The following is a 24,126-nucleotide window of genomic DNA, read 5'->3' on the forward strand; positions in this document are numbered from 1 at the left end:
TCACATAGACGTGAAAATTGATCGTTTTGCCCAAGTCCTTGCTGCACCTAGGATTCTAGTCAGGAAACGATTTTTGGCGAGGGCCTCATGCGAGAAATTTCCTCTAGCATTGCATATGAAATCCGCACTGGCGACACGCTGCCGCTGAAGGTCGCGCGCAGCACGAAGCTGACCGTGCGCGGCGGCGCGGTGTGGGTCACGCGCAGCGACGACACCAAAGACTACTGGCTGCAGCCCGGCCAGACGCTGCATCTGCGCCGCGGCGAGCGGCTCTGGCTCAGCGCCGAGGGCGCCACGTTCGCAAAGGTCACGTTCTCGGTGCCGACCCGCTGCGACAAGCGCGCGCTGAACTGGTTCGCGCGCATCGGCGAACGCTGGATGATGCGCGTGCGCGGCGGCTGGCGCACGGTTTGAGCGTGGGTGCGGCGGCTGCGCCGCGTCTTATGATGGGGCTGGCGGCGCGCCAGCCCCTCTGCGTTGCGTCCCGTCCCCTCGGGCGCGGTTTCCGAGATTTCGGTAAACTCGCGGGATCATGTGCGCCACCCCGGTTTCTCCGTCTCCTCTAGCTGCCATCGGGCCAGCCAAGCTGCGCTGGCTCGGCCTCGAACCCTACCAGGTCAGTTTCGACGCGATGCGCGCGTTCACCGACGCCCGCACCGCCGACACCCCCGACGAAATCTGGCTCGTCGAACATCCGCCCGTCTTCACGCTCGGCCAGGCCGGCGATCCGGCTCACCTGCTCGCGGCCGACAGCAGCATTCCGCTCGTCAAGGTCGACCGCGGCGGGCAGATCACGTATCACGGGCCCGGCCAGGTGGTCGCGTATCTGCTGCTCGACCTGCGCCGGCGCAAGCTGATGGTGCGCGAGCTGGTCACGCGGATCGAGCAGGCCGTGATCGACACCCTGGCGGCGTATAATCTCGCCGGAGAACGCAAGGCGGGCGCCCCCGGCATCTACGTGGCGCCCGGGCCCGAGGCCGGGTCGCATGCTGGCGCGAAGATCGCGGCGCTTGGCCTGAAAATCCGCAACGGTTGCAGCTATCACGGCGTGAGTCTGAACGTGAACATGGACCTGCTTCCGTTTCTCGCGATCAATCCATGCGGCTACGCGGGGCTCGAAACGGTCGACATGGCGACGCTCGGCGTCGCCGCCGGCTGGGACGACGTGGCGCGTACCCTCGCAGCAAGTCTCACCGCAAACCTCGACGGCAATCCCGCGGCCGTCGCCCAACCGCAGGCCGGTGCGCTCACCGCCTGACTGGATCGAACGAATGACTGACGTAACCGCGAACTCCGCAGCAGCCACCTCCGCGCCCGAAGGCGTGCCGGCCCCCGCCGCCTACGACGCCACCGCGAAACAGAAAGCGCAAGCCAAGACCGCGCGCATCCCGATCAAGGTCGTTCCGATCGAAAAGCTGAAGAAGCCGGACTGGATCCGCGTGAAGGCGGCCACCGGCAATTCGCGCTTCTACGAGATCAAGCAGATCCTGCGCGAGCACAATCTTCACACGGTGTGTGAAGAGGCGAGCTGCCCGAACATCGGCGAATGCTTCGGCAAGGGCACCGCAACCTTCATGATCATGGGCGACAAGTGCACGCGCCGCTGCCCGTTCTGCGACGTCGGTCACGGCCGTCCCGATCCGCTCGACGCCGACGAACCGGCTAACCTCGCGCGCACCATCGCCGCGCTGAAGCTGAAGTACGTGGTGATTACCAGCGTCGACCGTGACGATCTGCGCGATGGCGGTGCGGCGCACTTCGTCGAATGTATCCGTCAGACGCGCGAGCTGTCGCCGGAAACGCGCATCGAAATCCTGACGCCGGACTTCCGCGGCCGCCTCGACCGCGCGCTCGGCATCCTCAACGCGGCGCCGCCCGACGTGATGAACCACAACCTCGAAACGGTGCCGCGTCTGTACAAGGAGGCGCGCCCGGGTTCGGACTACGCGCATTCGCTGAAGCTGCTGAAGGACTTCAAGGCGCTGCATCCGCACGTCGCGACCAAGTCCGGCCTGATGGTCGGTCTCGGCGAAACCGAAGAGGAAATCCTGCAGGTGATGCGCGATCTGCGCGATTACGACGTCGACATGCTGACGATCGGCCAGTATCTGCAGCCGTCGGAGCACCATCTGCCGGTGCGCGCTTACGTGCATCCGGACACCTTCAAGATGTACGAGGAAGAGGCGTACAAGATGGGCTTCACGCACGCCGCGGTGGGCGCGATGGTTCGTTCGAGCTATCACGCCGACGTGCAGGCGCATGGAGCCGGCGTAGTCTGACGCGCTGACGCCTCGCCGCTGTTGCCTCGCCGCTGTTGCCTCGCTTCACGCCCGCAAAAACGAAAAAGCCCGCCGATGTGCGGGCTTTTTTTTGAACCGTTCATCTATCAGTAAGGAAACGACACGTGGCAACTGGGATCGACCGCGGGACCTCCGCGCAATGGCCTTATCCGCGGCTGATCGCGCACCGCTGCGGCGGCACGCTCGCGCCGGAAAACACGCTGGCCGGTTTCGACGCCTGCGTGCGCTACGGCTATCGCATGGTCGAATTCGACGCGAAGCTGTCCGCCGACAACGCGCTGTTCCTGCTGCACGACGACACGCTCGATCGCACGACCAACGGCCACGGGCCCGCGGCCATGCATACGTGGCAGCAACTCGCCGCTCTCGATGCCGGCGCGTGGCGCGGCGCCGAGTTCGCCGGCACGCGGCTGCCGACGCTGGCCGACGCGGCCGGGCGTTGCGCGCGCGACGGCATCGCCGCGAACATCGAGATCAAGCCGTGTCCGGGCCGCGAAGTCATCACCGGCACGCTGGTCGCCCAAGGCGCGCTCGAGTTTTGGCGAGGGCAGACGCCGCCGCTCCTGTCGTCATTTTCGTTCGACGCGCTCGCCGCCGCGCGCGCTGCCGCGCCGTCGCTGCCGCGCGGCATGCTGTTCGAGCAGGTTCCGGCGGACTGGCTGAGCATCGTGCGTGAGCTCGACTGCGCATCGCTGCACGCGAGTCACCGTTATCTGAGCGAGCCGCTGGTCGCGCAGATCCGCGCGGCCGGGCTGCGCGTGCTCGCGTACACGGTGAACGATCCGGCGCGCGCGCGGGTGCTCGAAGAATGGGGCGTCGACATGATTTGCACGGATCGGATCGATCTGTTGAGCTGAACTCGCGCTCGCGAGCTTCGCACCAACCCCTGCGGGTTTTCCCGCAACCGTGCGCGCACTGGATTCCGGATTCCCCGACAGAATTCGTCCGGATTTCCGGAATCCCGGACGGCGCGCGCCGCGCGTTGCCTAAAAACCCATAAAAATCAAGGCTCTCAGTCTGAAATTAAACTGGCATCGACCTTGCGAATTAAAACGCGTGGCCGCCACGGCCCGACATAAAAGCAAGGAGACAACGATGTCCGATTTCCCTTCCCGGTATTTCTGAATTCGTCGTCTTTGCAGCGGCCCGCTGTCGTGCGCGCACGTGACGACGTTTCGGTTGCGTGTCGCGCGTCGCGGCAGGTCATTCGCTCATACCCCTCGCAGGAACCATCGTGAAGAAACCTATCCATAAAGTGCTGTACGTCCAGGTGATCGTGGCGATCATCATCGGCATCGTACTCGGACATTTCTACCCGAACCTCGCCACCGACATGAAGCCGCTCGGCGACGGCTTCATCAAGCTGATCAAGATGGTGATCGGGCCGATCATCTTCTGCACGGTCGTGACGGGCATCGCCGGCATGGAAGACATGAAGAAGGTCGGACGCGTCGGCGGCAAGGCGCTGCTGTACTTCGAAATCGTCTCGACGTTCGCTCTGGTGCTCGGCCTCGCCGCCACGCACCTGCTGCGACCCGGCGCCGGCTTCAACGTCGACCCGGCCTCGCTCGATAGCCGCGCGGTCGCGTCGTATGCGGCGAAGGCGCACGGCCAGTCGACCGTCGACTTCTTCATGCACCTGATTCCGGACACGCTGTCGTCGGCGTTCGCGCAGGGTGAAATCCTGCAGATCCTGCTGATCGCGCTGCTGTTCGGCGCCGTGCTCGCCACGGCCGGTGAGAAGGGCAAGCCCGTCACGAACTTCATCGAAGGGCTCTCGCATATTCTGTTCGGCATGGTGCGCATCATCACGAAGCTCGCGCCGATCGGCGCGTTCGGCGCGATGGCCTTCACGATCGGCAAGTACGGCATCGGCTCGCTGCTGCCGATGCTCAAGCTGATCGGCACGTTCTATCTGACCTCGATCGTATTCGTGGTGGTCGTGCTCGGCGCAATCGCACGGATGGTGGGCTTCAACATCCTGCGTTTCGTCGCGTACATCAAGGAAGAGATGCTGATCGTGCTCGGCACGAGTTCGTCCGAAGCCGCGCTGCCGCAACTGATGCAGAAGCTCGAAAATCTCGGCTGCTCGCGCTCGGTGGTGGGACTCGTGGTGCCGACCGGCTACTCGTTCAACCTCGACGGCACCAACATCTACATGACGATGGCGGTGCTGTTCATCGCCCAGGCGACCAACACCGACCTCTCGTGGGGCCAGCAGCTGACGCTGCTCGCGGTGACGATGCTGACCTCGAAGGGCGCGAGCGGCGTGACCGGCGCGGGCTTCATCACGCTCGCGGCGACGCTGGCCGTGGTGCCGACGATTCCGCTGTCGGGCATGGTGCTGATCCTTGGCATCGACCGCTTCATGAGCGAGTGCCGCGCGCTGACGAACATCGTCGGCAACGGTGTCGCGACGGTCGTCGTATCGGCCTGGGAAAAAGAGCTCGATCGCGCCAGGCTGAACAAGGTGCTGCGCGGCGAGGTGGCGGTCAAAGAGCCGGCCGGCGTTTGAGCCGCGCTCGCCAACCTTGTCGTGACCAGCGCGGACGCTTGAGCATGAAACCGGCGTCCGCGCGTCTTTCCGAGGCGTCTGCTGTCGCTCCGGCGTCCCCGGAGTCTTCGACGCCTACCTCTGGCGGCGAGCCCTTGCCGCCCTATGCCACAATGTCCGATGCTCATCTATCGGACCTTGCGAACGTGACCCGCCGCCTGCTGATTCTCTTCGCGCTCGCAGCCGGGCTCGTGGCGGCATGCTGGCTCACCTACAGCCTTGCGTGGAAAAGCGGTGTCGACACGCTGCGGCGCAACGCCGCCGTGCGCGCCGAGCGCACCGCGAGCGCGCTCAGGAGCACGCTCGAGCGCTACGAATCGCTGCCTTATCTGCTCGCGGAGCATCCGATCGTGCAGGACGTGCTGATCGATCCGAACCCCGCCAACGTCCAGCGCGCGAATCTCTATCTCGAAGACCTGAACCGCCATGCGCGCGCGACGGTCACCTACATCATTTCGCTCGACGGCTACTGCGTCGCCGCCAGCAACTGGCGCGGCCCGGGCAGCTTCGTCGGCGCCGGCTATCAGTTCCGGCCGTATTTCGTCGATGCGATGAATGGCGGCGTCGGCCGCTTCTTCGGCATCGGCACGATTTCGCAGGCGCCCGGCTACTACATCTCGCAGCCGGTGCGGCGCGACGGCAAGATCGTCGGTGTGGCGGTCGTCAAGCTCGACCTCGAATGGTTTCAGGGCGTCGACGCGTCCGAGCCGCTCGTCGTCACCGACGATCATGGCGTGATCTTCCTGTCGTCGGTGCCGGCGTGGAAGTACCACACGATCCGGCCGCTGCCCGGCCGGATCGCCGATTCGATCTATCAGGCGCGCCAGTACGCGCAGCAGCCGATCGAGCCGCTGCCGGTGACGGTCGAGCGCATGCTCGAAGGCAATGCGCAGATTCTGCGGATCGGCGGCGGGCGCCTCGCACCGCGCTACCTGGCGTCGCGGCACGCGATGGGCGAGCCGGACTGGCATCTGATCACGATGTCCCCAGTCGACCCCGTCGATGCCGACGCGCTCAAGGCGACCATCGTCACCGGCTTCGGCTACGTGTCGCTGGTGCTGCTCGCGTTCTACTGGCGCATGCGGCGCGCGCGCGTGCGCGAAGTGATGCGCAGCCGCGCGCTGCTGCAGAAGGCGTATGCCGAACTGAATCAGCGCGTCGCCGAGCGCACCGCGGATCTGTCCGAGGCGAACCAGCAGCTACAAAAGGAAGTCGCCGAGCGCACCCGCGCCGAACAGGAGCTGCGCGCCGCGCACGACGAACTGATCCAGGCGAGCAAGCTCGCCGCGCTCGGCCAGATGGCGGCCGGCATCACGCACGAGCTGAACCAGCCGCTCGCAGCACTGCGCAGTTTCTCCGACAACACCCGCGTGCTGCTCGAACGCGGCGATCAGGCATCGGCGCGCGAGAATCTCGAAGCGATCGCGGCGCTCACCGAGCGCATGGGCAAGATCACCAATCAGCTGAAGCTGTTCGTCGGCCGCGCGCGGCCACGCAGCGCACGCGCGTCGATCGTGCGGGCGCTGCGCAACGTCGTCGCGCTGCTGCAGAAGCGTCTGCAGGGCGTCGAGCTCGAATTCGTGCTGATCGATGCCGAGGCTGACACCGTCGCGCGCACGCCGCTGAATCTCGTCGACGATCATCCGGAGCTGATCGCGAATTGCGACGATCTGCGGCTCGAACAGGTGCTGATCAACCTGCTCGGCAACGCGCTCGACGCAACTGCCGGCATGAACCCGCCGCGTATCACGGTCGAGGTCGAGGCGGGCGCCACGAACCTGTCGATCGCGGTCGGCGACAACGGCCCCGGCATTCCCGACGACGTGTTGCCGCACCTGTTCGAACCGTTCTTCACGACGAAGGAAATGGGCCAGGGGCTCGGCCTTGGCCTCGCGATTTCGTCGTCGATCGCGCGTGATTGCGGCGGCTCGCTGGTCGCGCGCAACGCGCCGCAAGGCGGTGCATCATTCGTGTTGACACTGCGTCGCGCGCGCGTGCAGACCAGTCCTTCGCACGATCCGCTGACGGCGGGCTCCTGATTTCACACTGACGCATCACCCGGAACACGCAATGAACGACGGCCTGCAAGTGCTGTATATCGAAGACGACGAACTGGTGCGGCGCGCGAGCGTGCAGAGCCTGCAACTGGCCGGCTTCGACGTGATCGGCCATGCATCGGTCGAGGCGGCGGCGAGGCTGATCAGCGCGGACTTTTCCGGCGTGATCGTCAGCGATATCCGGCTGCCCGGCGCGAGCGGCCTCGATCTGCTCGCGCAGTGCCACGAGCGCGCGCCCGACGTGCCGGTGATTCTGGTCACCGGCCACGGCGATATCTCGATCGCCGTGCAGGCGATGCGCGATGGCGCCTACGACTTCATCGAAAAGCCGTTCGCGTCCGAGCGGCTGATCGAAACCGTGCGGCGTGCAATGGAGCGCCGCAAGCTCGTGCTCGAAAACCTCGCGCTGCGCCGTGAGCTGGCCGGGCAAAACGCGGTCGCGCCGCGCATCATCGGCCGCAGTCCGGCGATCGAGCAGGTGCGCCGGCTGATCGCCAACGTCGCGCCGACCGATGCGTCCGTGCTGATCAACGGCGATACCGGCGCGGGCAAGGAGCTGATCGCACGCAGCCTGCACGAGCTGTCGCCGCGGCGCGACAAGCCGTTCATCGCGGTGAACTGCGGCGCGCTGCCCGAGCCGATGTTCGAATCGGAAATGTTCGGCTACGAGCCGGGCGCGTTCACTGGCGCGGCCAAGCGACGGATCGGCAAGCTCGAACATGCGTCGGGCGGCACGCTGTTTCTCGACGAGATCGAGAGCATGCCGCTCGCGCTGCAGGTCAAGCTGCTGCGCGTGCTGCAGGATGGCTTGCTCGAGCGGCTCGGCTCGAATCAGCCGATTCGCGTTAATTGCCGTGTGATCGCGGCCGCGAAAGGCGATATGGCCGAGCATGTCGCGGATGGCTCGTTCCGGCGCGATCTGCTGTACCGGCTCAACGTGGTGACGATCGCGCTGCCGCCGTTGAGCGAGCGTCGCGAGGACATCGTGCCGCTGTTCGAGCATTTCCTGCTCGATGCTGCGGTCCGTTATCAGCGGCCTGCGCCGATGCTCACCGATCGCCAGCGTGCGAGCCTGATGCAGCGCGACTGGCCGGGCAACGTGCGCGAGCTGCGCAATGCCGCCGACCGCTTCGTACTCGGCATCGCCGACGAACCGGTGCTGTCGTTCGACGAAGACGACGGGGCCACCCATCCGCTGAAGGAGCGTGTCGAGCAGTTCGAGCGCGCGATGATCGCCGAGGCGTTGGAGCAGGCGGGCGGCGTGGTCGCGGTCGCGGCGGACCGGCTGCAGCTCGGCAAGGCGACGCTCTACGAGAAGATCAAGCGATATGGCCTTGCGGCCAAAGGCGAAGGGGAGCGGTGAGGAGGGAGCGCCGGCGGCGGGAGATTGCGCCGGCGCGTTGCGGACTGCTTGACCGGGCTTAAGCCGCGCCAGCTTTCAGCGCTTTCGCGAGCAACTGGTCGAGTTCCGCGAATTGCGGCTCGCCGACGTAGCGCTTCAGGATCTTGCCGTCTTTATCGACGACGAAGGTGGTCGGCGTGAGCTGCACGTTGCCGAACTGCTTGGCGGCCGAGCCGTCGTCCATGGCGACCTTGAACGGCAACTGACGCGTTTGCGTGTAGTTGGTCACGTACATCGGCGCGTCGTAGTTCATCGCCACCGCGACGAATTCGAGGCCCTGGCCCTTGAAGCGGTTATAGGTCTCGACCATCTGCGGCATTTCTTTCATGCAGGTGTCACAGCTCGTTGCCCAGAAATTGACCAGATAAACCTTGCCTTTCAGGTCCGCGGTCGTGAGCTTCTGTCCCGATAGCAGCGTGAAGGTCGCATCTGGCACGCGCTGTTGACCGGCAAACGCCAGGTAACCGGCGACGGCGAGCGCAATGGCCACGGCCACCGCAATCAGATAGCGAAGCGGGTTCGTGCGCCGGGCGGCGGTCGGTGAATTGGAACTCATGGACGGAACCTCGTGAGTCGCGCGCGGCGCGGAACAATGGGTCGGTGCAATGGCGCTCGGGCCGGTGCTGAATAGCTTTTCCATTGTAGCTGCAATGGGGCGGCTGCGCCGAGGTGGCCGAAGGGTGCGGCTCGGCGCGACGGGCCGGAAGCCGATCAGCGGATAATGGCGTTTTACGCTTCGCAAGCCCGATCTCTTTCGCCCCATGCTCCAAATCGTTCTTCGCGTCTGCCGCTTGGTTGCCCGCGTTTCGTGCCGCTTTCCGTTGATCCGCCGAATTTCCGCCCGCCGTGCGGACGTCTTCCGGCCGGCGGGCCATTTCCTTCGCGCTTTCACGCGACCCGGTCACGCTCGTACCGTGCTCGGCGCGATGACGGCCGCGTTGGCGCTCGGCGTCGCGCTCAGCGCCTGCTCGCCGACCTTCGACTGGCGCACCGTGATGAATAACGACAAGGGCTACACGGTCGACTTCCCGGCCAAGCCGGGCAACGACCAGCGCGCGGTGCAGATCGACGGCACACCCATGCAGATGGCGATGCAGACTGCCGAAGCGGGCAATGCGGTCTTCGCTGTCGGCACCGTGATGCTGCCCGACGACAGCGACGCGACGCAGCGCGCCGCACTCGACTTCCTGCGCGCGGGACTGGCACGCAACGTCGGCGCGACACCCGATGCTCACGCGGTGCAGATCCCGCTGGCGGCGGGCGGCAGGATTCCGGGGCAGGAAATGACGGTGAGCGGCGCCGCGGGCGCCAAACACGAAACGCGCACCGTGTATGCGCGGCTCGTCGCGCGCGGCCGGCACGTGTACCAGGCGGCGATCATCGCCGATCAACCGCTGCCGCAAGACCAGGTCGACCAGTTTTTTTCGTCGTTCCAACTCTACTGAACGCGGTATTTTTGGCCGAACGGACGCGCCTCAGAATGCCGAATGCAGTGAAAGTTCCTTCGCAGGTTTGCGCGCTAATTACCGGTTTACGTTGAGCTTTTTGAGTTACGCGCACAACCTGTGGATAACTCTGTTGAGAAGTCGCCTTCAAAGGCCGCAAAAGCCCATCAGACGGGCCTTTCGTCAAAATCCATGAGCGCAGGGCGTTTTAAAAAAGTCAATTAAATCAATGGTTTGTATGGGTGCCTGTCTGCGCGCTTTCGAGTTGTATCAAAATCTAACAGGATCGTGGCTGTGTGAATAAGTCAAGTCTTGACAGTAGTTTTTTCTCATCATAACGAGCCAAAAGCGCGGCGGTATTGGATTGCCTCGGCGACCTGCGCGGCGCTCGGCATCGCCACGCCAGCCAGATCCGCGACGGTGCGCGCGACCTTCAGTACCCGGTAGTACGCGCGCGCCGACCAGCCGAAGCGCTCGCCGGCTTCGCGCAACAGTGCCTCGCCCGCTGCGTCGGGGCGGCACACATCGTCGACTTCGCGCCCGTCCAGTTCGCGGTTGGTCTTGCCTTGCCGGACCAGTTGCCGCTCGCGCGCAGCGCTTACGCGGTGTGCGATCGCCGCGCTTGCCTCGCCGGCGGTAGCGGCGCGGGCCGCAAGTTCGGTGGCGGTCAGAGCTGGAATTTCCAGCTGGATGTCGATGCGGTCGAGCAGCGGTCCCGACAATTTACGCAGATAGCGCGCCGCAACTTCGGGCGTACAGCGGCAGCGCCCGCCCGGATCGCCGCGCCAGCCGCACGGGCACGGGTTCATTGCGGCGATCAGTTGGCAGGCGGCGGGGAAGTCCGCTTGCCAGGCGGCGCGCGAGATCGTGATGCGGCCGGCTTCGAGCGGCTCGCGCAGCGTTTCGAGCACCACGCGGTCGAATTCGGGAAGCTCGTCGAGAAACAGGACGCCCAGATGCGCGAGCGTGATCTCGCCAGGCTGCGGCGGATTGCGTCCGCCGACCAGCGCCGCCGCGCTCGACGAATGATGCGGCGCGCGAAACGGCCGCTGCCGCCACTGCGACGGCTTGAAGCCGATGCGGCTCGCCGACAGCAGCGCTGCGGAAGCGAGCGCTTCGTCGTCGGTCATGGGCGGCAGCAGGCCGGGCAGGCGCGCCGCGAGCATCGACTTGCCGGCGCCGGGTGGCCCGATCAGCAGCACGTGATGGCCGCCGGCCGCGGCGACTTCGAGTGCGCGCCGCGCGGCGCGCTGGCCGATCACGTCAGCCATGTCCGGCGCCGGAGCGGCGGCGTGCTCGTGGAGCTCGGGTGCGGCGACCGGGCTAAGACGCGCGTCAGGCGCGCCTGCGAGGTGCGCGCATAGCGACGGCAGATCGGCGGCGCCGAACACGTCGACACCGGGCACGAGCGCCGCTTCCGCCGCGCTAGCGGCCGGCAGGTAGAGCTGTGGGGTATGAAAAACCTGTGTGGTTACCTGATCGAGGAGGGTCGGCAACGCGGAACGCGTTTCAGATGATGCGTCGGCGTCTGCGCAGGCGGCGTCTGCGCTCGTCAGAGCGCCCCGCGCGGTGCCGCATGCCATCGCGAACGCGCCCCGCATCGGCCGCAGCGCGCCGGTCAGCGACAGCTCGCCGGCGAACTCGCGATGGAGCAGCGATTCGGCCGGAATTTGCCCGCTCGCGGCGAGGATGCCGAGCGCGATAGGCAGATCGAAACGACCGGATTCTTTCGGCAGATCGGCGGGCGCGAGGTTGACGGTTTTCCAGACTGGTCGCGCCACGTTGTCAAAATGGGGGCGGGGTTTTGCTCTGGGACATTCTTAAAATGTAACAGACCAAACAGCGGCCCGCGAAGTTACAAATCTGTCAAATTGCCTTCAGTGCGCGGCGAGCCAGTCTGACTCGGCGAGGCGAGCGGCTGCGACACCCGGATGCCCGGTTGCGGTTGCGCGTTGTCGGGCTGACGCGATGTCAATTCCCGTCCACAGCAAAAGCGCGCTCGATATCCGCCAAACTGGAGCGAAGGGCTCGTCCGTTGATTCGATGATCGAGAGTCGAGCGATGACCGCTAGCCAACGGTGCATAGCCGATTGAGCCGCTCCCGAGGAGCGTGCGGGTGACCGAACCGAACCGTCCAAAAAGGCTCTCGGAAATAAAGTCCGGGCTCGAGACGGTCGTTAATTGCAGACGAAGGGGCCACAAGACGCAGAACTCGCTCACAAACGTCTCGAGGACCTAGGAGCTTGTTTTATCGTCGTGGTCCGCTGCGGAGGACTCGACTCCGAGCGATTCGCGAATTCCAAGTTCCATAGCATGAAAGCGAAGGCATAATAGCGCGAGGATCTTGCGCAGAACGGTCCAAAAAAACGCAGCAGGATTTGACTTCGATTCAAGTTGACGCAGAAAGGTCTGCGGCGGAATATGAGAATGCTACGCGCATCAGTGCTCGAATTGTCGCGGCCCGAGGGCGCCGTTCTATTTGACTTAACCGCTTTCCCGGCCGGGCCGAGCGCCGTTATAGATCGCATCTCAGACGGGCAGAGCGGCATTTATGCTTGGTTTAGGTCGTTTCGATTTCGGGAGTCGCCGGAGGAGTTCGCCGAGGATTTATTGTCTGCCATTCGCGCGCCCAAGTTCCAAAGCCGCAAGGGCGATGTTGCACCATATTACGAGGTCGAACTGCGGTCAAAAGGAAATATCTCGAAAGGCAAAGAGAGCGAACTGGTCAAGGCGTTAAAGGACGATAAGTTTTTGGCCGCGATGAAGTTCTCGCTTGACTGGTCGATGCTATTCCAAATGCCACTTTACGTGGGAAAGTCGATCAATCTTAAGGCAAGGATCGGTCAGCATTTAAGCGGGGGCAGCATATTGCGCAACCGATTGAAGGAGGCGGGCCTGGATATTGAGCAGACTTACCTGCTTTTGGTGCCTACGCCACCTATAGCCGAGTTTTCAGAAAATGTAAGCGACGACGAAACGGATGAATTAGATATGCTCTCGCCATACGAGGGTTTATTTGAGGAAGTATTTTCGCGACTGTTCAATCCAGGATTTACAATAAGGTTGGGTTAAAAATGAGCTTTGTTCCGCCGATCGTCGACACTCAGGTCGATCAGAGAAACTACAACGTCCCCCTTTACGGGATTAGAGGCGAGTTCTCCCTTTCTCCCACGGTGAAGGTGCCATATTTCACCTGTCTCATGGATCTGAACCGAGTCACCGCTGAGCTAAAAACCCACGAAGAGGTAAATCCATCCCTAGATACCATCTATAGCTTGGAAGAACTGTTCCAGCGACAAATCGACATCGAGCGAGTAAATCGCGAGATCGTAGATGGCTATCTTCGCTTGCCGAATAAGCTGAAATTCTTTAATAGTTTAACGATCGTCTTGCTGCCGAAGGATAAAGACGGGAAGATCGTATCGCAGTTTGAAAACTACGAAAACAACGATCCACCGATTCCGGATCCTCAATTCGGCGCATTTGACGACTTTTTTGCGGAAGGAAAAGCTGCTGATCGAAAAGCAGTTTTCGGAGGGGTTCAGTTTGTAACTACTAAGACTGAAAACCTCGCGCGACTACGGTGGGATAAAAAGCGAGTGGACGCTGTCGCCGTTGATGGTCAGCACCGCCTCCGAGCTTTGAAATTATGGATGGAAGGTAAAAATCAGCAGCTGAGTGAAATCGAACGTCCAACACGGATTCCGATCATTTTCCTCATGCTTCACAAAGAAGCGGGTTTTGTCGGCTCCGCTAACGGAGGAACGTCTGGGATCAAGGGTATTGCACGTGAGATCTTCACTGATCTGAATAAAAACGCCCGCGAGGTCGATCTTGCGACACAGATCATTCTGGATGACCTCAGCGTCGAATCATGTTGTGTTCGTTCCTTAGTCACCAAGACGACCTGCACTGACGATGATGAACTTCTCCCGTTGTCGCTGCTTAGATGGCAAGAGGCGAACAATCGGTTCGACCAAAAATACTACTTAAACTCGTTGGTTAATCTTCATTTGCTTGTTCGCGAGCTGATCGACTTGAAGACATTCAATCCAATGGTGAAGAAAGAGGTTTTGGATTTCATCAAGAGTGTATCTCGGTCACTTGGAACTGGAGAACCACGGCAGCTAATGCATCAAGGCGAATCTCTGGAAGACTACTACCGTAGACAGTACTTTGATGATGATGGCGACGACCCGGTTGCTCCATTCACCGGTATCCCTCCCAACTATTTACCGGCCGCAGTTGAAGGATTCTCCGAATCCTTCAAGCCGTGGCTTTTATCGTTGCTTCGGCGGTTTGCGCCCTACAGTAAGGTGATCGAGTACGCCCGTAATCATAATCTGATTGAAGGCGAATTTGGTCAGTACTTGTCGCAACCACGGGGACACCAGGAAGCTTTAGCGAAGGACCTGCAGTTTAATCACGGTGATCATTGGAAGAAGCTTGTTATCGACGACCACAGCTCAGCGATCGAAAAGATCAAAGGCGTGGGACAAGACCCTTTGGGCGAACAGTGGGCATTCAAAACCATCTTTCAGAAGGCGTTAGTTAGGCTCGGACAAAGCCTCTTTGTCGAGGCGCCTGAAGACGATCGAACGCGTTTTGGCGACGTCAACGATTACATTTACTTTTTGGACAGGCTCTACGAAGCCGATGTTCTTCGGGTTCACGCTCCGCTGCCGGGGGCGACTCATGAGCTTTGGACCTTCATCGCCGTGAACTACGGTAGCCGAAAGATAAGGGTTTCAGGCGCAAGCGAAGCGAGAATTCTTGACTTGCTTCGGCTTTGGTATTTCGGATGGCGTTTTGCGAAAAGCACCGGTCAAGATCTGACAATTTCGAAGACAAATGGTGAAGGAGATTCAGAAAATGAATCCGTTGTTGATGCGGCGAGTATCCTGAAACACTTCTGCACTAAGGGTTCGCAGTTAAAATGGCCCGGCGTCTTTGACAGTACTGAGAAGCTGTATGGACTGTTTTCTCCTCAAAATGCGGCCTCTGTCATCAAGGGAAGTGAAGATCTATCCGACAAAGAGTGCGACCGCATTGCAAGAGCGCGGTTGAAGCAGATTTTTCTTGAAGGCCTCAAGCCATTTGCGGCATCGAACGACGCAGATTAAAGGACGGCGCGTTAGTCGAGCGCTGCACCCTGTTCGAGAATCGTCGTCGACCAGATGTAGCGCTTTTTTCGTTGCAGTCATCGCGGCGGGCAGGCGCTGATGGCTTATGGCGTCATGTCGCACCGACCGTCTGCAAGCCGCTTCATGAGCTACTGCTTCGACATTCGGACAGGTGATTAAGTAATGTAATCGCTACATAGCTCGATAAAAGGCCGCTTCTAGGCTCAAAACTTAGCGAGCGTGACCCCCTCACGTCGGATCGAAAGCCTATCCAGGACTGTGGAAGTTAAAAATGACTTCCAGGTCGCAGGAGGAAGTGATAAAATGCCGGGGCATATCCGACATTTGCAACCTTCCATGGACGAACAGGGCTACTTCCATACGTTTCCTGCGGCTCAGGGACGGCAGGCGGGGCGAGACTTCTATATCGCCATGTGTCCGCTACGCATGATTCCCCGTCTCTTTGTTTTCGACGAGGAGGAGGTTCCGCCTGAGCTGCGGGCTCAGCGAACCTTGAATCGAGCGCGCGTGCCCGAAATAGCGCACTACCTTACAAGCAATCCGAAGTCGTATGTTCTATCTGCACTCACCGCTTCAGTCGATGCGGAAGTGCGCTTTGTCTCATTTGACGAGGACCGTCACGGCTCGTTGGGCTTGCTTCAAATTCCAATGGATGCGCGGATCCTCATTAACGATGGCCAGCATCGGCGTGCCGCCATCGAAGAGGCAATACGCGAAACGCCTGAATTGGGGCAGGATAACGTTCCAGTCCTGTTCTTCGTGGACGAAGGTCTCGCGAGAAGTCAGCAGATGTTTGCGGACCTAAATAAATACGCAGTGCGTCCCAGTAATTCGCTTGGAACACTCTATGACTTTAGAGATCCGGGATCGGACCTTGCCCGTTACCTTGCGGCTGAATGCCTCGCCTTTCGAGGGCTGACTGAGATGGAGAAGTCGAGCATATCGAATAGGTCCACGAAACTGTTCACATTGAGCAGCATCAAGCACGCCAGTCGGGCGCTGCTCCGGAAGCAGGTCAAAGACGAAGTCTCTATAGAAGAAAAGCTGGTCGCTAAGGAGTACTGGGATGCCGTGGCAGACAATATTCCTGACTGGGGAAGAGCTCGAACACGCGAGGCGTCGACCGCAGAATTGCGTCAGGAATTCATTCACGCACACGGTGTAACTCTGCAAGCGCTCGGCATCGCCGGAGCTGAGTTGCTATCTAGGCGGCCACGTAATTGGAGAGGCGCATTAAAGGCCCTGCGGCAGTTGGATTGGTCGCGCTCCAATCAAAAACTTTGGGAGGGCCGAGCCATGGTGCATGGACGAATTAGCAAGGCGTCTACGAACGTCCAGCTGACAGCGAACAGCATCAAAACTACTTTGGGCCTTTCTTTGTCGCCGGACGAAGCTGAGCTCGAGAAGCAACTCCAGTGATTACCTTCGCTCACTGATTGAACCTTAATTTTATGGAACACCTCCAGCTTTCACGCGACGATATCGTGCGTGTCTACGAAGCCGACTCTCGGCCTTGGGTCATTGGTTACAGTGGCGGTAAGGACTCCACCGCGGTCGTCCGACTTGTCTTCGAGGCGCTTGAACTGCTACCGCAAACGAAGCGTACGAAACCCGTCTACATCGTTTCGTCCGATACGCTCGTTGAGACGCCGCTTGTGGTCAATCTGATCCGCGAGACCTTGGCAAGCTTGCGAACGATGGCCTCCACGAAGGGACTTCCAATCGAAGTCGCGGAGCCGGTAACTCCAAAGGTCGCGGAGACTTTCTGGGTGAACTTGATCGGCAAGGGATATCCTGCTCCAACACGTCAGTTCCGCTGGTGTACCGAGCGAATGAAGATCGATCCCGTCAGCGAATTCATCACGGAGAAAGTCGCGGCTCACGGGGAAGTCGTCGTTGTACTTGGCTCGCGCATGCAGGAAAGCGCCTCCCGCGCGCAGGTGATGAAGAAGCATCGCATCCAAGGGTCGCGGTTGGCACGCCATGTCTCGCTTCCCAACGCTTATGTCTTCACGCCGATCGACCTGTGGAGCGCGGACGACGTGTGGGAGTATCTCTTCTCCGGGCCGGCCCCCTGGGGCGGAGACCATCAGGCGCTCTTCGATCTTTATAAAGATTCAAACGCGGGCGAATGCCCTCTTGTCATCGACACGAGTACTCCGTCTTGCGGAAATTCGCGTTTCGGATGCTGGGTTTGCACGGTCGTGCAGAAGGATCGAGCGATGGACGGTCTCATCGAGACCGGTCACACATGGATGATTCCGTTGCGCGACTTCCGGAATCAGCTGCATGCCACAACGTCGCCTGAGCGAAAGAGCGAGTTTCGTAACGCCCGTCGAAGAGACGGGTCGATTACCGTGTTCGTCAAACAAGAGGGTACGGAACCGGTCAGCAAGCACGTCCTTGGGCCGTACCGGCTTGAATACCGGAAGCAGTTGCTCCGGCAGCTTCTCGAGAATCAGCTGTTGGTCAACGAGAACAATCCTGGTGCCGAATACGAGCTGATCACGAAGCCAGAGCTCGAGCGCATTCGGGTCGAGTGGCGACAGGATCCTAACGAACCCGACTGGGAAGATTCGGTCCTCGCGATCTATCACGATGTCGTGGGCAAGTCGCTCGACTGGGACGTCAACGACGACTTTATTTTCACGGGCGAAGAGGCACGACTCATCGATCGGCTCTGTGCGGAGCAGAGTCTTCCTAGACAACTGCTCATGAAACTGCTTGAGCTTGAAGTGTCGTATGAAGGCTACGCCCGGCGGTCCAACTTGCAGCGAGAGTTGTCCGAGCTCCTGTCACGAGACTGGTCCGAAGATGCAGTCGCCGTGCGTAGAGAGACCGAGAAGAAAGTGAAGATCGGTAGCTACGTGAGGCAGGAAGAGGATTTGTTGAAAAAATACGCTGAACTTGGAAAGGTGTTGGGCGATGCTGCTTGAGCGACTAACAATCAACGACGTTGGAACGTATCGAGGTCAGCACGTCATCGACCTCGTTCCCCGGACAAAATACGGTGCGAAGCGGCCGATTGTGCTGTTTGGCGGCCTGAACGGTGCCGGAAAGACGACGCTTCTAAGCGCTGTGCGGCTCGCGCTGTATGGCCGCCAATCGGTCGATATGTCGGTTACGCAGAAGGACTATTATGCGTTCCTGAGGGGCCTGATCCACGCGCCGGCGAACCAGCTCGTCCGAGCCGACAGAGCATTTATTGAGCTGGAGTTCGCATACGCTCGGTTCGGAGAACGGATCCACTATCGCGTGCAGCGTAGTTGGGTAGACCGAGGCGCGGCAGTGGACGAGACGCTACGAGTTTTTCAGCGCGACACCGACGCGCCTCTCTTGACGGGCGAGCAGGCGCAGGCATTCCTCTCTCAACTTGTCCCTGAAGGCGTTTCGCAGTTCTTTTTCTTCGACGGCGAGAAAATTGCCGAGCTCGCCAACGACGACGGCAACGAAGTTTTGGCGGACGCAATCCGTCGCCTCTTGGGCCTCGACGTTGCGGATCGTCTTTCCAGCGACCTCGGTATTTACCAGCGCAATCGGAAAGCGGCGGACATGCACGACGGCGCAAAGACCGAGCTGGAAGCGCTGCAGCAACGTTACGACGAGCTCATGCAAGACATTAGTGCCGCGGAAAAGACGCTGACGAACGAGGTCTACCCGCAGCTTGATGCAAAAAGGCTTGAGATGGAGCGTAAGCAGGCTGCGTTAAGTGATCGTGGTGGCGCGTGGGCAGTGGACCGCAACGCGATCGTCCAGGAACTCGAGGAGCTCCGTCACAAACGCACAGTACAGGAAGAACGCCTCCGCGAACAATTGTCCGGATTGGCTATCTTCAACCTTGTACCGAAGCTGTCAGGTGCAGTTTTGGAGACGCTCGAGGAGGAGCACGCACGATCCGAGCGCGCCGCAGTTGGTCGTGCGCTTACGTCAAAGATAAAGACTCTGAAAACGGAGCTCGGCAAGATCGAAGAAATTCGCAAAAGCAAGCGTATTGTTAACGCGTGTGTCGACAATTGGCTCGAGGCACTGTCAGGCGATTTCGCCGCTGGCAGCGAGAAGTCTTCGCTGCACGGATTGACCGCTGCCGACGTGTCGCGATTCACTGACGCGTTCAAGCGAGGAGCGGTATCGGGTGCTCGAGAGTTGTTTGCAACACATCAAGCCGCCGAGAACATCGTGCAGCGCGAGGTGGATTTGCAGGATCGACTCTCGCACGCCCCCTCCGATGAGTCAATTCGCGACGCGTTCGCTGAGCTTCAGGAAGCAACGAAGGCAGTTGCTGAACTCGAAATCCGGAAGCGGACACTGCTCGAGTCCATTCGCAGTCAGGTCTGGGCCGCCATTGACGTGACGCGCAAGCAGAAAAAAGCCGAAATGCGTCTCCAGCAAGTTGGCACCTCAACGCAGGCGGACGTGTTAGCCTCGGATATCCAGAGCGTTTTGACATCGTTCAAGACAGTGGCGGCGGAGGAGAAGTGCAAACTACTCCGGATGCACTTTGTTCGTGCTTTCAAGCGCTTGGCGAGAAAGGACGACATCGTTACCGATGCGCGAATTGACTCGAAGACCTTCGAGCTGACTTTGAGCGATCGGCATGGCGCACCGATACCGAAGAAGCGGCTTTCGGCGGGCGAGAAGCAAATTTTCGCGATTGCGATGCTCGAAGCTTTGGCAAAGACCTCTGGTCGAAATCTGCCCATCATCATTGACACGCCGCTCGGCAGATTGGACAGTCACCATCGAAGCAAACTGGTCGAGTCGTACTTCCCTGTAGCGAGCCACCAGGTCATCGTATTGTCGACCGATACGGAGGTCGACCAGGTGTTCTATCAAGGGTTGCAGCCTTATATCTCGCACGCGTATCACTTGAAGTACGACCAGCAGCAAGGTTATACGAGCGTCGACGAAGGCTATTTCTGGAAGCGCGAGGAAGGTGCCAATGCTGCCTAAGAGAATTCGCATATCGAAGTCCGCAGCGGACACTTTGAAACTGCTCAAAGCGCGGACCGGTGTAACTCCCAATATCGTTTGCCGAATGGCCCTCCTCATCTCGCTTGAGGGCGGGAAAGACGGCGGCCTGAAGGTAACGGACGCAACCGGTAGCGAGTTCAACTCCCCCACACTCTTTGGCGAATATGGTCTTCTTTTCGAGTGTTTGGTTCGTCAAGTTCATGGTGACCTTGATAGCAAGACAGCCGCGGCCGTGCTAGCGAGCCATATCGATGACGGGCTTGAAGTCCTAAGGAAGTCACGATCCTTATTGGACCTCGTTCGACACAGCGGCCTCAACGGGCAAGCTGTAGCCGCATAAACCCCGGATACCGGGTCGGCATTGACGTGTCAGTCGGTATCTTGGTAACGGCGGGTCAGGATCAGCGGCACGTGTTACTGCTGTCTCTAGCTCAACGCTTGGCAAAAACTGATTTGGTCGACAGGCTCGCATAGCAAATCGCGTTCACTTGGCTAAGAAAGACGATCGCTAGCACGAAAGGGGCGAGGCATTAGCTTCCCATCGGTTGAGCGAACCATCATGTAGGCTACTCCCGCTGGCTCGTTCGAGTAGCTAACATGAATGGGGCGATCTGGCCCATAAAAATAGAGACGGTCGAACGGAGTGTGGTCAATGATCCACAGTGCCACCTCGTCCATAGCCTCGTCGTCGACGATGAAGTCACAAGCGGCGCCGCCGCGTTCGCATAACAATTTGCCTCGCGAAGAGTGTTCACAGGCGGCGTGTTGGTCTAGTTTCGGCGCGATGCCGCTTTGAATCTGCTTCGAGAGTTCGGGTGAAGAAAAGCCATACGTAAGTCGAATCGGGCCAAAATAGTCGATCACTGGGTCGAGGACATGTACGGCGAGGGCGTGAAGTGCGTTGTATGTCGAAACATTGAGCGGTAAATTCGACAGGCCCAGTCGAGTACGCGTTTCTCCGCATTCAATCAGCGCTCGATAGGTCAGCCGGGTTCCGCACAACGCGTCTAAGTCAGGAAACGTCACGCTGGGTTCGACGCTGAATCCAGCGACGCGTAGCCTGTGCGTTTCTAAGATTTCTTCCAGTTGCTCCAACGCTGGACCGAATTCCTTTTCACCCGGTACCCCGATTCTGTCGAGCGCTTCATCGAAGGCTTGCTGTTCCGCGTATCGAGGATACTCTTCGTGCAGGTAATGGCTCTTTCGATAAAGCAGCGGCATCGGATATTCTATGGTTCCGTAATCGAACACTTGGTAATCAAGCTTTCGCAGGAACACTTTGATCCGACGCCGCAGTCGTGGTAACGGCGCTATGTCGAAATCCGCGTATTCCATCAAGCTGAGCTTTCCAGAACAGATGTGGATTTTGATGAGCTGAACATCGCTGATCGAATCCCACAACCGAAGACCGCAGTAAACATAAAAGCGCAGGACGGCCGGTAAGCGTTCCACCAAGGAGACGTGCACTTGAAGCGAATGCGTCCCGTCGAGATGCCCGAAACCTGCTGAAGCCGCCATTTGGCAAGCGTCGAGAATTACGTTCGGATCTGCAGCATTTTTCATGAGACGCAGTGCCGCATCCTGAGCTACCCTATAACTTCCGAAAAATGCTTTGATATCGCGTTGAAGCTGTCGCTCTAAGCTTTGGAAGGGCGGCTTGTCGTCGAAACGTTGGATGGCTAGTGTCAAGCTGAGCTCCTCGGCACGAAATCGCGCCGCGGTCTCCAAGAGCTTGAGATCAAAGTGCCTTCCGAGCTTGCGTAGCGCTTTGTTGACGCTACCAAACCGCGCGATCGTCGCGGCGCAGTCCGATACTTCGTCTGCTTCCGGATACCGGCCAAGTTCTAGCGTTGCATTCCATAGAGGCTCGAGCTGTTCCTTCTCTGCGATTGCCCGTGCGTCTGCTGTGCTCGTTCGGCTTGCCGTGGCCACTGGTTGGACGAGGTGCGGCCGATGGACTCGGGACAACGTTCGTGATATTCCGTGGCGCCTATATCGACTAACGATGAAGCGCTGCTCTGCGTCAGACGTCGCAAAGACGAATGCAATTCCCGGCCCGACCATGAAAACGTCTCGGCCGAGTGTCATTTCAAGATAATCTCGAAACTCGCTCTGCGTGAAATACTTCTGGAAGGTTTCTCGCGATGTCAGGACGCCGTCTCGAAAGGGCGTTCCGCCGTTTTTGCCACTATCTAGCATCACACTAACCGAAAGCACCTCGTTCGCTAGCGAAAAAGCTTTGGTCAGTGCTTCTACCCGTTCAGCTGGATCCTCGATGACATTGACTACAAAGCCGAGATTGACAACATCAGCTTTCACAAGTGATTCAGCTGGGCGGTAGTATGGATCCCACCCCGATGCGGAGATCCCGGCATTGATTAGGGTATCGATGTCGCCCCCTCTTCCGCAGCCGTAGTCGAAAAAGCTCCTCCCGGATTCAAGATATCCGTGCCTTTCCAACAGTTGTACAGGCGCGGATATCGCCGTGCGAGAAAGAGCGGTCAAATGTCTCGAGACCACCTTCGCGTCAGAGGCGCCAGCAGATATCCCTTTTACCGTGGATACGTCGTTGCCCAGCGGTAAGATCGAGTGTGCGACTACATGAAGACTCTTTTCACTGAGCAGTTTCTCCCAATTCGCGGCAAAACCAATAATCCTTGTGTCATCAAACAAGCCGAACGCTTCGGCGCTCGCGGTTAATTCGGCCCAGGCGGAATAGCTCGGGTGTTTATCCCCGACGAGGAGTTCCTTCCTGTGCAAGATGGGCGGATTGAGCGAGTCTTCATAGTGCCGAATCGAAATTGGCTCACGAGCACCGTCAGGGAACCCCCACGAACATGCCAAGCTCGGAAAGGGATCCTCGAAAAACTGAGGGTAGTCGAGGAGGGTGACGCGTTTAGTACGAGAGTTGTACTTCGCTACGTTCGGATTGGCGCCGATGCATGATGACAGTGCGTAAACGGCCGCCCTTATCCGCGTCCTGATTTCCACGTCTCGAACATCATCGAGAACCGAAAGGTGAATATAGAACTCGTCGGCTATCGTCTTACCAATGGCACACATTTGCTCACCTAGATATGATCGAATGCGTGATTGAGTGTAATTCGTCGATGCGGGCCTAGGAAGGAATTCGTCAGATGGGAGGGGGCCGCGCTCTCAGGAACGCAATGGTCGATATCGAGTACACCGACGAGTCACACCGGTGACCAATTACGCGAGAATCCTTGAAGGTAGGCTTGTGCGCACAGTGCTTCTAGCGTTTTCTCAAGTCCGCCGACACTTTGGTGAAGGAGCTGAGTTAGAGAAAACGAGATTTTTTTCCCGAACTCGGATGCGGCCAACAGCGAATGATTCGAGTTCCGCTGGCACAAAAGTTGAAGATAGTAACGGTCAGGAATCTTGTCGCCCTTTTTCACGTTGCAAGTCTCGCATGCCAACACGAGATTCCATGCTGCATCGTCGAATACGAATGCCCACGGTATGACGTGGTCAACGTGTACGGCTTCCGGTGCACTCCGACGGCAGTAGAAGCAGGCATTGTCGAGCGCCCGAAGCGGTTGCGCCCACTTCGATACGCTCCCTCGCCTCCGCCCGTCGAACTTGACCTTCGCGAGTGCACGCGGTGAATGATTGTACTGCTCAATCTGTTCAGCCCACCCCGCGAGAGTCGCTTGCATCAGCAGAGGCTCGAAAACAGCAAGAAACGCTCGCTGTTCGGGCGGCACTGCAATAGCGCCGTTCGTTCGGGCTTCGAAGATCTTCGCCTCGATCCCAGTGTTGAAACGCGGAATGACTTCCTTGAATCCGGCCGTTGTGACGAAGTCGACAATTTCATTGACTTCGGGCAGCAACCGGTTCCACCTAATGCTGACCGACTGACTCATGTCCCGTATTCGCCGGACAACGTTCGGTTCCTGAATCTCGACCGCGGCTTGCTTGAGACGAAACTGCCTCACTTGATACCAATAGTAGGACACGAGCCGCGATGCTAGGCGCTCGCGAGCAATCAGGAGTTCTCCATCGCCTTGCGCTTCGCTTGCCTCATCCAAAATGGCGCGGGCGAGAGCAAACTTGAGCGTGCTCGTTTTGCTCGAACGAAGCATATTCATCCACGCGTGTACGTACTGGTCGATGCCGATGTAGTTAGAGCTCAAGTGCATGTGCTGCTTGGATCCCCTGTTCCAATCTTGTTGAAATGCGCTAAATGCATTTAACGCGATCTGGGTTGCTTCCTAAGCGCCGGTTCGCGGCTA

The 24,126-nt window shown here is 59.6% G+C and carries 18 protein-coding genes; 14 read left to right on the forward strand and 4 right to left on the reverse strand.

The annotated features are described in order from the left end of the window. Positions 1-87 precede the first annotated feature (87 nt). From AB3X95_RS22685 to AB3X95_RS22715, 7 genes are all read left to right on the forward strand, one after another. Entirely contained in the window at positions 88-414 is a 327-nt protein-coding gene (locus AB3X95_RS22685) for a DUF2917 domain-containing protein (protein ID WP_013088248.1), read from the forward strand. 118 nt (positions 415-532) lie between these two features. Continuing rightward, entirely contained in the window at positions 533-1,258 is a 726-nt protein-coding gene (gene lipB, locus AB3X95_RS22690) for a lipoyl(octanoyl) transferase LipB (protein WP_368622603.1), read from the forward strand. Positions 1,259-1,271: 13 nt separating this feature from the next. Further along, positions 1,272-2,279 carry a lipoyl synthase gene (lipA, locus tag AB3X95_RS22695; RefSeq protein ID WP_368622604.1) on the forward strand — a complete coding sequence of 336 codons (1,008 nt, stop codon included), beginning with the start codon at positions 1,272-1,274 and terminating at the stop codon, positions 2,277-2,279. A 125-nt stretch (positions 2,280-2,404) separates the two neighbouring features. Beyond that, a complete protein-coding gene (gene ugpQ, locus AB3X95_RS22700) occupies positions 2,405-3,157 on the forward strand; it encodes a glycerophosphodiester phosphodiesterase (RefSeq protein WP_368622605.1) in 753 nt (250 codons plus the stop codon). A gap of 377 nt (positions 3,158-3,534) precedes the next feature. Then, complete coding sequence (locus AB3X95_RS22705) at positions 3,535-4,815, forward strand: dicarboxylate/amino acid:cation symporter (protein ID WP_176109672.1); 1,281 nt, start codon at positions 3,535-3,537, stop codon at positions 4,813-4,815. 44 nt (positions 4,816-4,859) lie between these two features. Continuing rightward, positions 4,860-6,893: an ATP-binding protein gene (locus AB3X95_RS22710; RefSeq protein WP_368622606.1), complete on the forward strand. Its 2,034-nt coding sequence runs from the start codon at positions 4,860-4,862 to the stop codon at positions 6,891-6,893. Between the two features lie 31 nt (positions 6,894-6,924). Beyond that, positions 6,925-8,274, forward strand: a complete 1,350-nt coding sequence (locus tag AB3X95_RS22715; protein WP_368622607.1) for a sigma-54-dependent transcriptional regulator — start codon at positions 6,925-6,927, stop codon at positions 8,272-8,274. A gap of 58 nt (positions 8,275-8,332) precedes the next feature. Here AB3X95_RS22715 and AB3X95_RS22720 read toward each other — a convergent pair whose 3' ends face one another. Then, the gene (locus tag AB3X95_RS22720; protein WP_176122234.1) at positions 8,333-8,869 is read right to left on the reverse strand and encodes a TlpA disulfide reductase family protein; all 537 of its coding nucleotides are present in this window, start codon (positions 8,867-8,869) and stop codon (positions 8,333-8,335) included. Positions 8,870-9,239: 370 nt separating this feature from the next. Here AB3X95_RS22720 and AB3X95_RS22725 point away from each other — a divergent pair, with 370 nt between their 5' ends. Beyond that, positions 9,240-9,758, forward strand: a complete 519-nt coding sequence (locus AB3X95_RS22725; protein WP_255215170.1) for a hypothetical protein — start codon at positions 9,240-9,242, stop codon at positions 9,756-9,758. Between the two features lie 332 nt (positions 9,759-10,090). Here the strand turns inward: AB3X95_RS22725 and AB3X95_RS22730 are convergent, their stop codons facing one another. Further along, entirely contained in the window at positions 10,091-11,539 is a 1,449-nt protein-coding gene (locus AB3X95_RS22730) for a YifB family Mg chelatase-like AAA ATPase (protein ID WP_368622608.1), read from the reverse strand. A gap of 646 nt (positions 11,540-12,185) precedes the next feature. On the opposite strand from AB3X95_RS22730, the gene AB3X95_RS22735 reads away from it, so the two are divergent. The 6 genes from AB3X95_RS22735 to dndE all read left to right on the forward strand — a co-directional run bounded on the left by AB3X95_RS22735 (position 12,186) and on the right by dndE (position 20,213). Next, positions 12,186-12,830, forward strand: coding sequence for a GIY-YIG nuclease family protein (locus AB3X95_RS22735; protein ID WP_368622609.1), 645 nt, complete (start codon positions 12,186-12,188; stop codon positions 12,828-12,830). Positions 12,831-12,832: 2 nt separating this feature from the next. Next, complete coding sequence (locus tag AB3X95_RS22740) at positions 12,833-14,881, forward strand: hypothetical protein (RefSeq protein WP_368622610.1); 2,049 nt, start codon at positions 12,833-12,835, stop codon at positions 14,879-14,881. 357 nt (positions 14,882-15,238) lie between these two features. Beyond that, a complete protein-coding gene (dndB, locus tag AB3X95_RS22745) occupies positions 15,239-16,321 on the forward strand; it encodes a DNA sulfur modification protein DndB (RefSeq protein ID WP_368622611.1) in 1,083 nt (360 codons plus the stop codon). A gap of 32 nt (positions 16,322-16,353) precedes the next feature. Beyond that, positions 16,354-17,838, forward strand: coding sequence for a DNA phosphorothioation system sulfurtransferase DndC (gene dndC, locus AB3X95_RS22750; protein WP_368622612.1), 1,485 nt, complete (start codon positions 16,354-16,356; stop codon positions 17,836-17,838). Then, entirely contained in the window at positions 17,828-19,852 is a 2,025-nt protein-coding gene (dndD, locus tag AB3X95_RS22755; protein WP_368622613.1) for a DNA sulfur modification protein DndD, read from the forward strand. Before dndC ends, dndD begins: the two co-directional genes overlap by 11 nt. Beyond that, entirely contained in the window at positions 19,842-20,213 is a 372-nt protein-coding gene (dndE, locus tag AB3X95_RS22760; protein WP_368622614.1) for a DNA sulfur modification protein DndE, read from the forward strand. Before dndD ends, dndE begins: the two co-directional genes overlap by 11 nt. Positions 20,214-20,365: 152 nt before the next feature. Here dndE and AB3X95_RS22765 read toward each other — a convergent pair whose 3' ends face one another. After that, positions 20,366-22,936: a DNA phosphorothioation-associated putative methyltransferase gene (locus tag AB3X95_RS22765; protein WP_368622615.1), complete on the reverse strand. Its 2,571-nt coding sequence runs from the start codon at positions 22,934-22,936 to the stop codon at positions 20,366-20,368. A 131-nt stretch (positions 22,937-23,067) separates the two neighbouring features. Next, complete coding sequence (locus AB3X95_RS22770) at positions 23,068-24,027, reverse strand: HNH endonuclease domain-containing protein (RefSeq protein WP_368622616.1); 960 nt, start codon at positions 24,025-24,027, stop codon at positions 23,068-23,070. Positions 24,028-24,126: the final 99 nt, after the last annotated feature.

The organism is Paraburkholderia sp. BR13444 (genome assembly GCF_040948755.1).
GTDB lineage: Bacteria > Pseudomonadota > Gammaproteobacteria > Burkholderiales > Burkholderiaceae > Paraburkholderia > Paraburkholderia youngii.

Bases quoted from the DNA above. Each gene is read 5' to 3' on its own strand.
- AB3X95_RS22720 (WP_176122234.1), bottom strand. From the start codon at position 8,869: ATGAGTTCCAATTCACCGACCGCCGCCCGGCGCACGAACCCGCTTCGC.
- dndB (WP_368622611.1), top strand. From the start codon at position 15,239: ATGGACGAACAGGGCTACTTCCATACGTTTCCTGCGGCTCAGGGACGG.
- AB3X95_RS22685 (WP_013088248.1), top strand. From the start codon at position 88: ATGCGAGAAATTTCCTCTAGCATTGCATATGAAATCCGCACTGGCGAC.
- AB3X95_RS22715 (WP_368622607.1), top strand. From the start codon at position 6,925: ATGAACGACGGCCTGCAAGTGCTGTATATCGAAGACGACGAACTGGTG.
- dndD (WP_368622613.1), top strand. From the start codon at position 17,828: ATGCTGCTTGAGCGACTAACAATCAACGACGTTGGAACGTATCGAGGT.
- AB3X95_RS22710 (WP_368622606.1), top strand. From the start codon at position 4,860: ATGAAACCGGCGTCCGCGCGTCTTTCCGAGGCGTCTGCTGTCGCTCCG.
- lipA (WP_368622604.1), top strand. From the start codon at position 1,272: ATGACTGACGTAACCGCGAACTCCGCAGCAGCCACCTCCGCGCCCGAA.
- AB3X95_RS22740 (WP_368622610.1), top strand. From the start codon at position 12,833: ATGAGCTTTGTTCCGCCGATCGTCGACACTCAGGTCGATCAGAGAAAC.
- dndC (WP_368622612.1), top strand. From the start codon at position 16,354: ATGGAACACCTCCAGCTTTCACGCGACGATATCGTGCGTGTCTACGAA.
- AB3X95_RS22725 (WP_255215170.1), top strand. From the start codon at position 9,240: ATGACGGCCGCGTTGGCGCTCGGCGTCGCGCTCAGCGCCTGCTCGCCG.
- AB3X95_RS22735 (WP_368622609.1), top strand. From the start codon at position 12,186: ATGCTACGCGCATCAGTGCTCGAATTGTCGCGGCCCGAGGGCGCCGTT.
- AB3X95_RS22765 (WP_368622615.1), bottom strand. From the start codon at position 22,936: ATGTGTGCCATTGGTAAGACGATAGCCGACGAGTTCTATATTCACCTT.
- dndE (WP_368622614.1), top strand. From the start codon at position 19,842: ATGCTGCCTAAGAGAATTCGCATATCGAAGTCCGCAGCGGACACTTTG.
- lipB (WP_368622603.1), top strand. From the start codon at position 533: ATGTGCGCCACCCCGGTTTCTCCGTCTCCTCTAGCTGCCATCGGGCCA.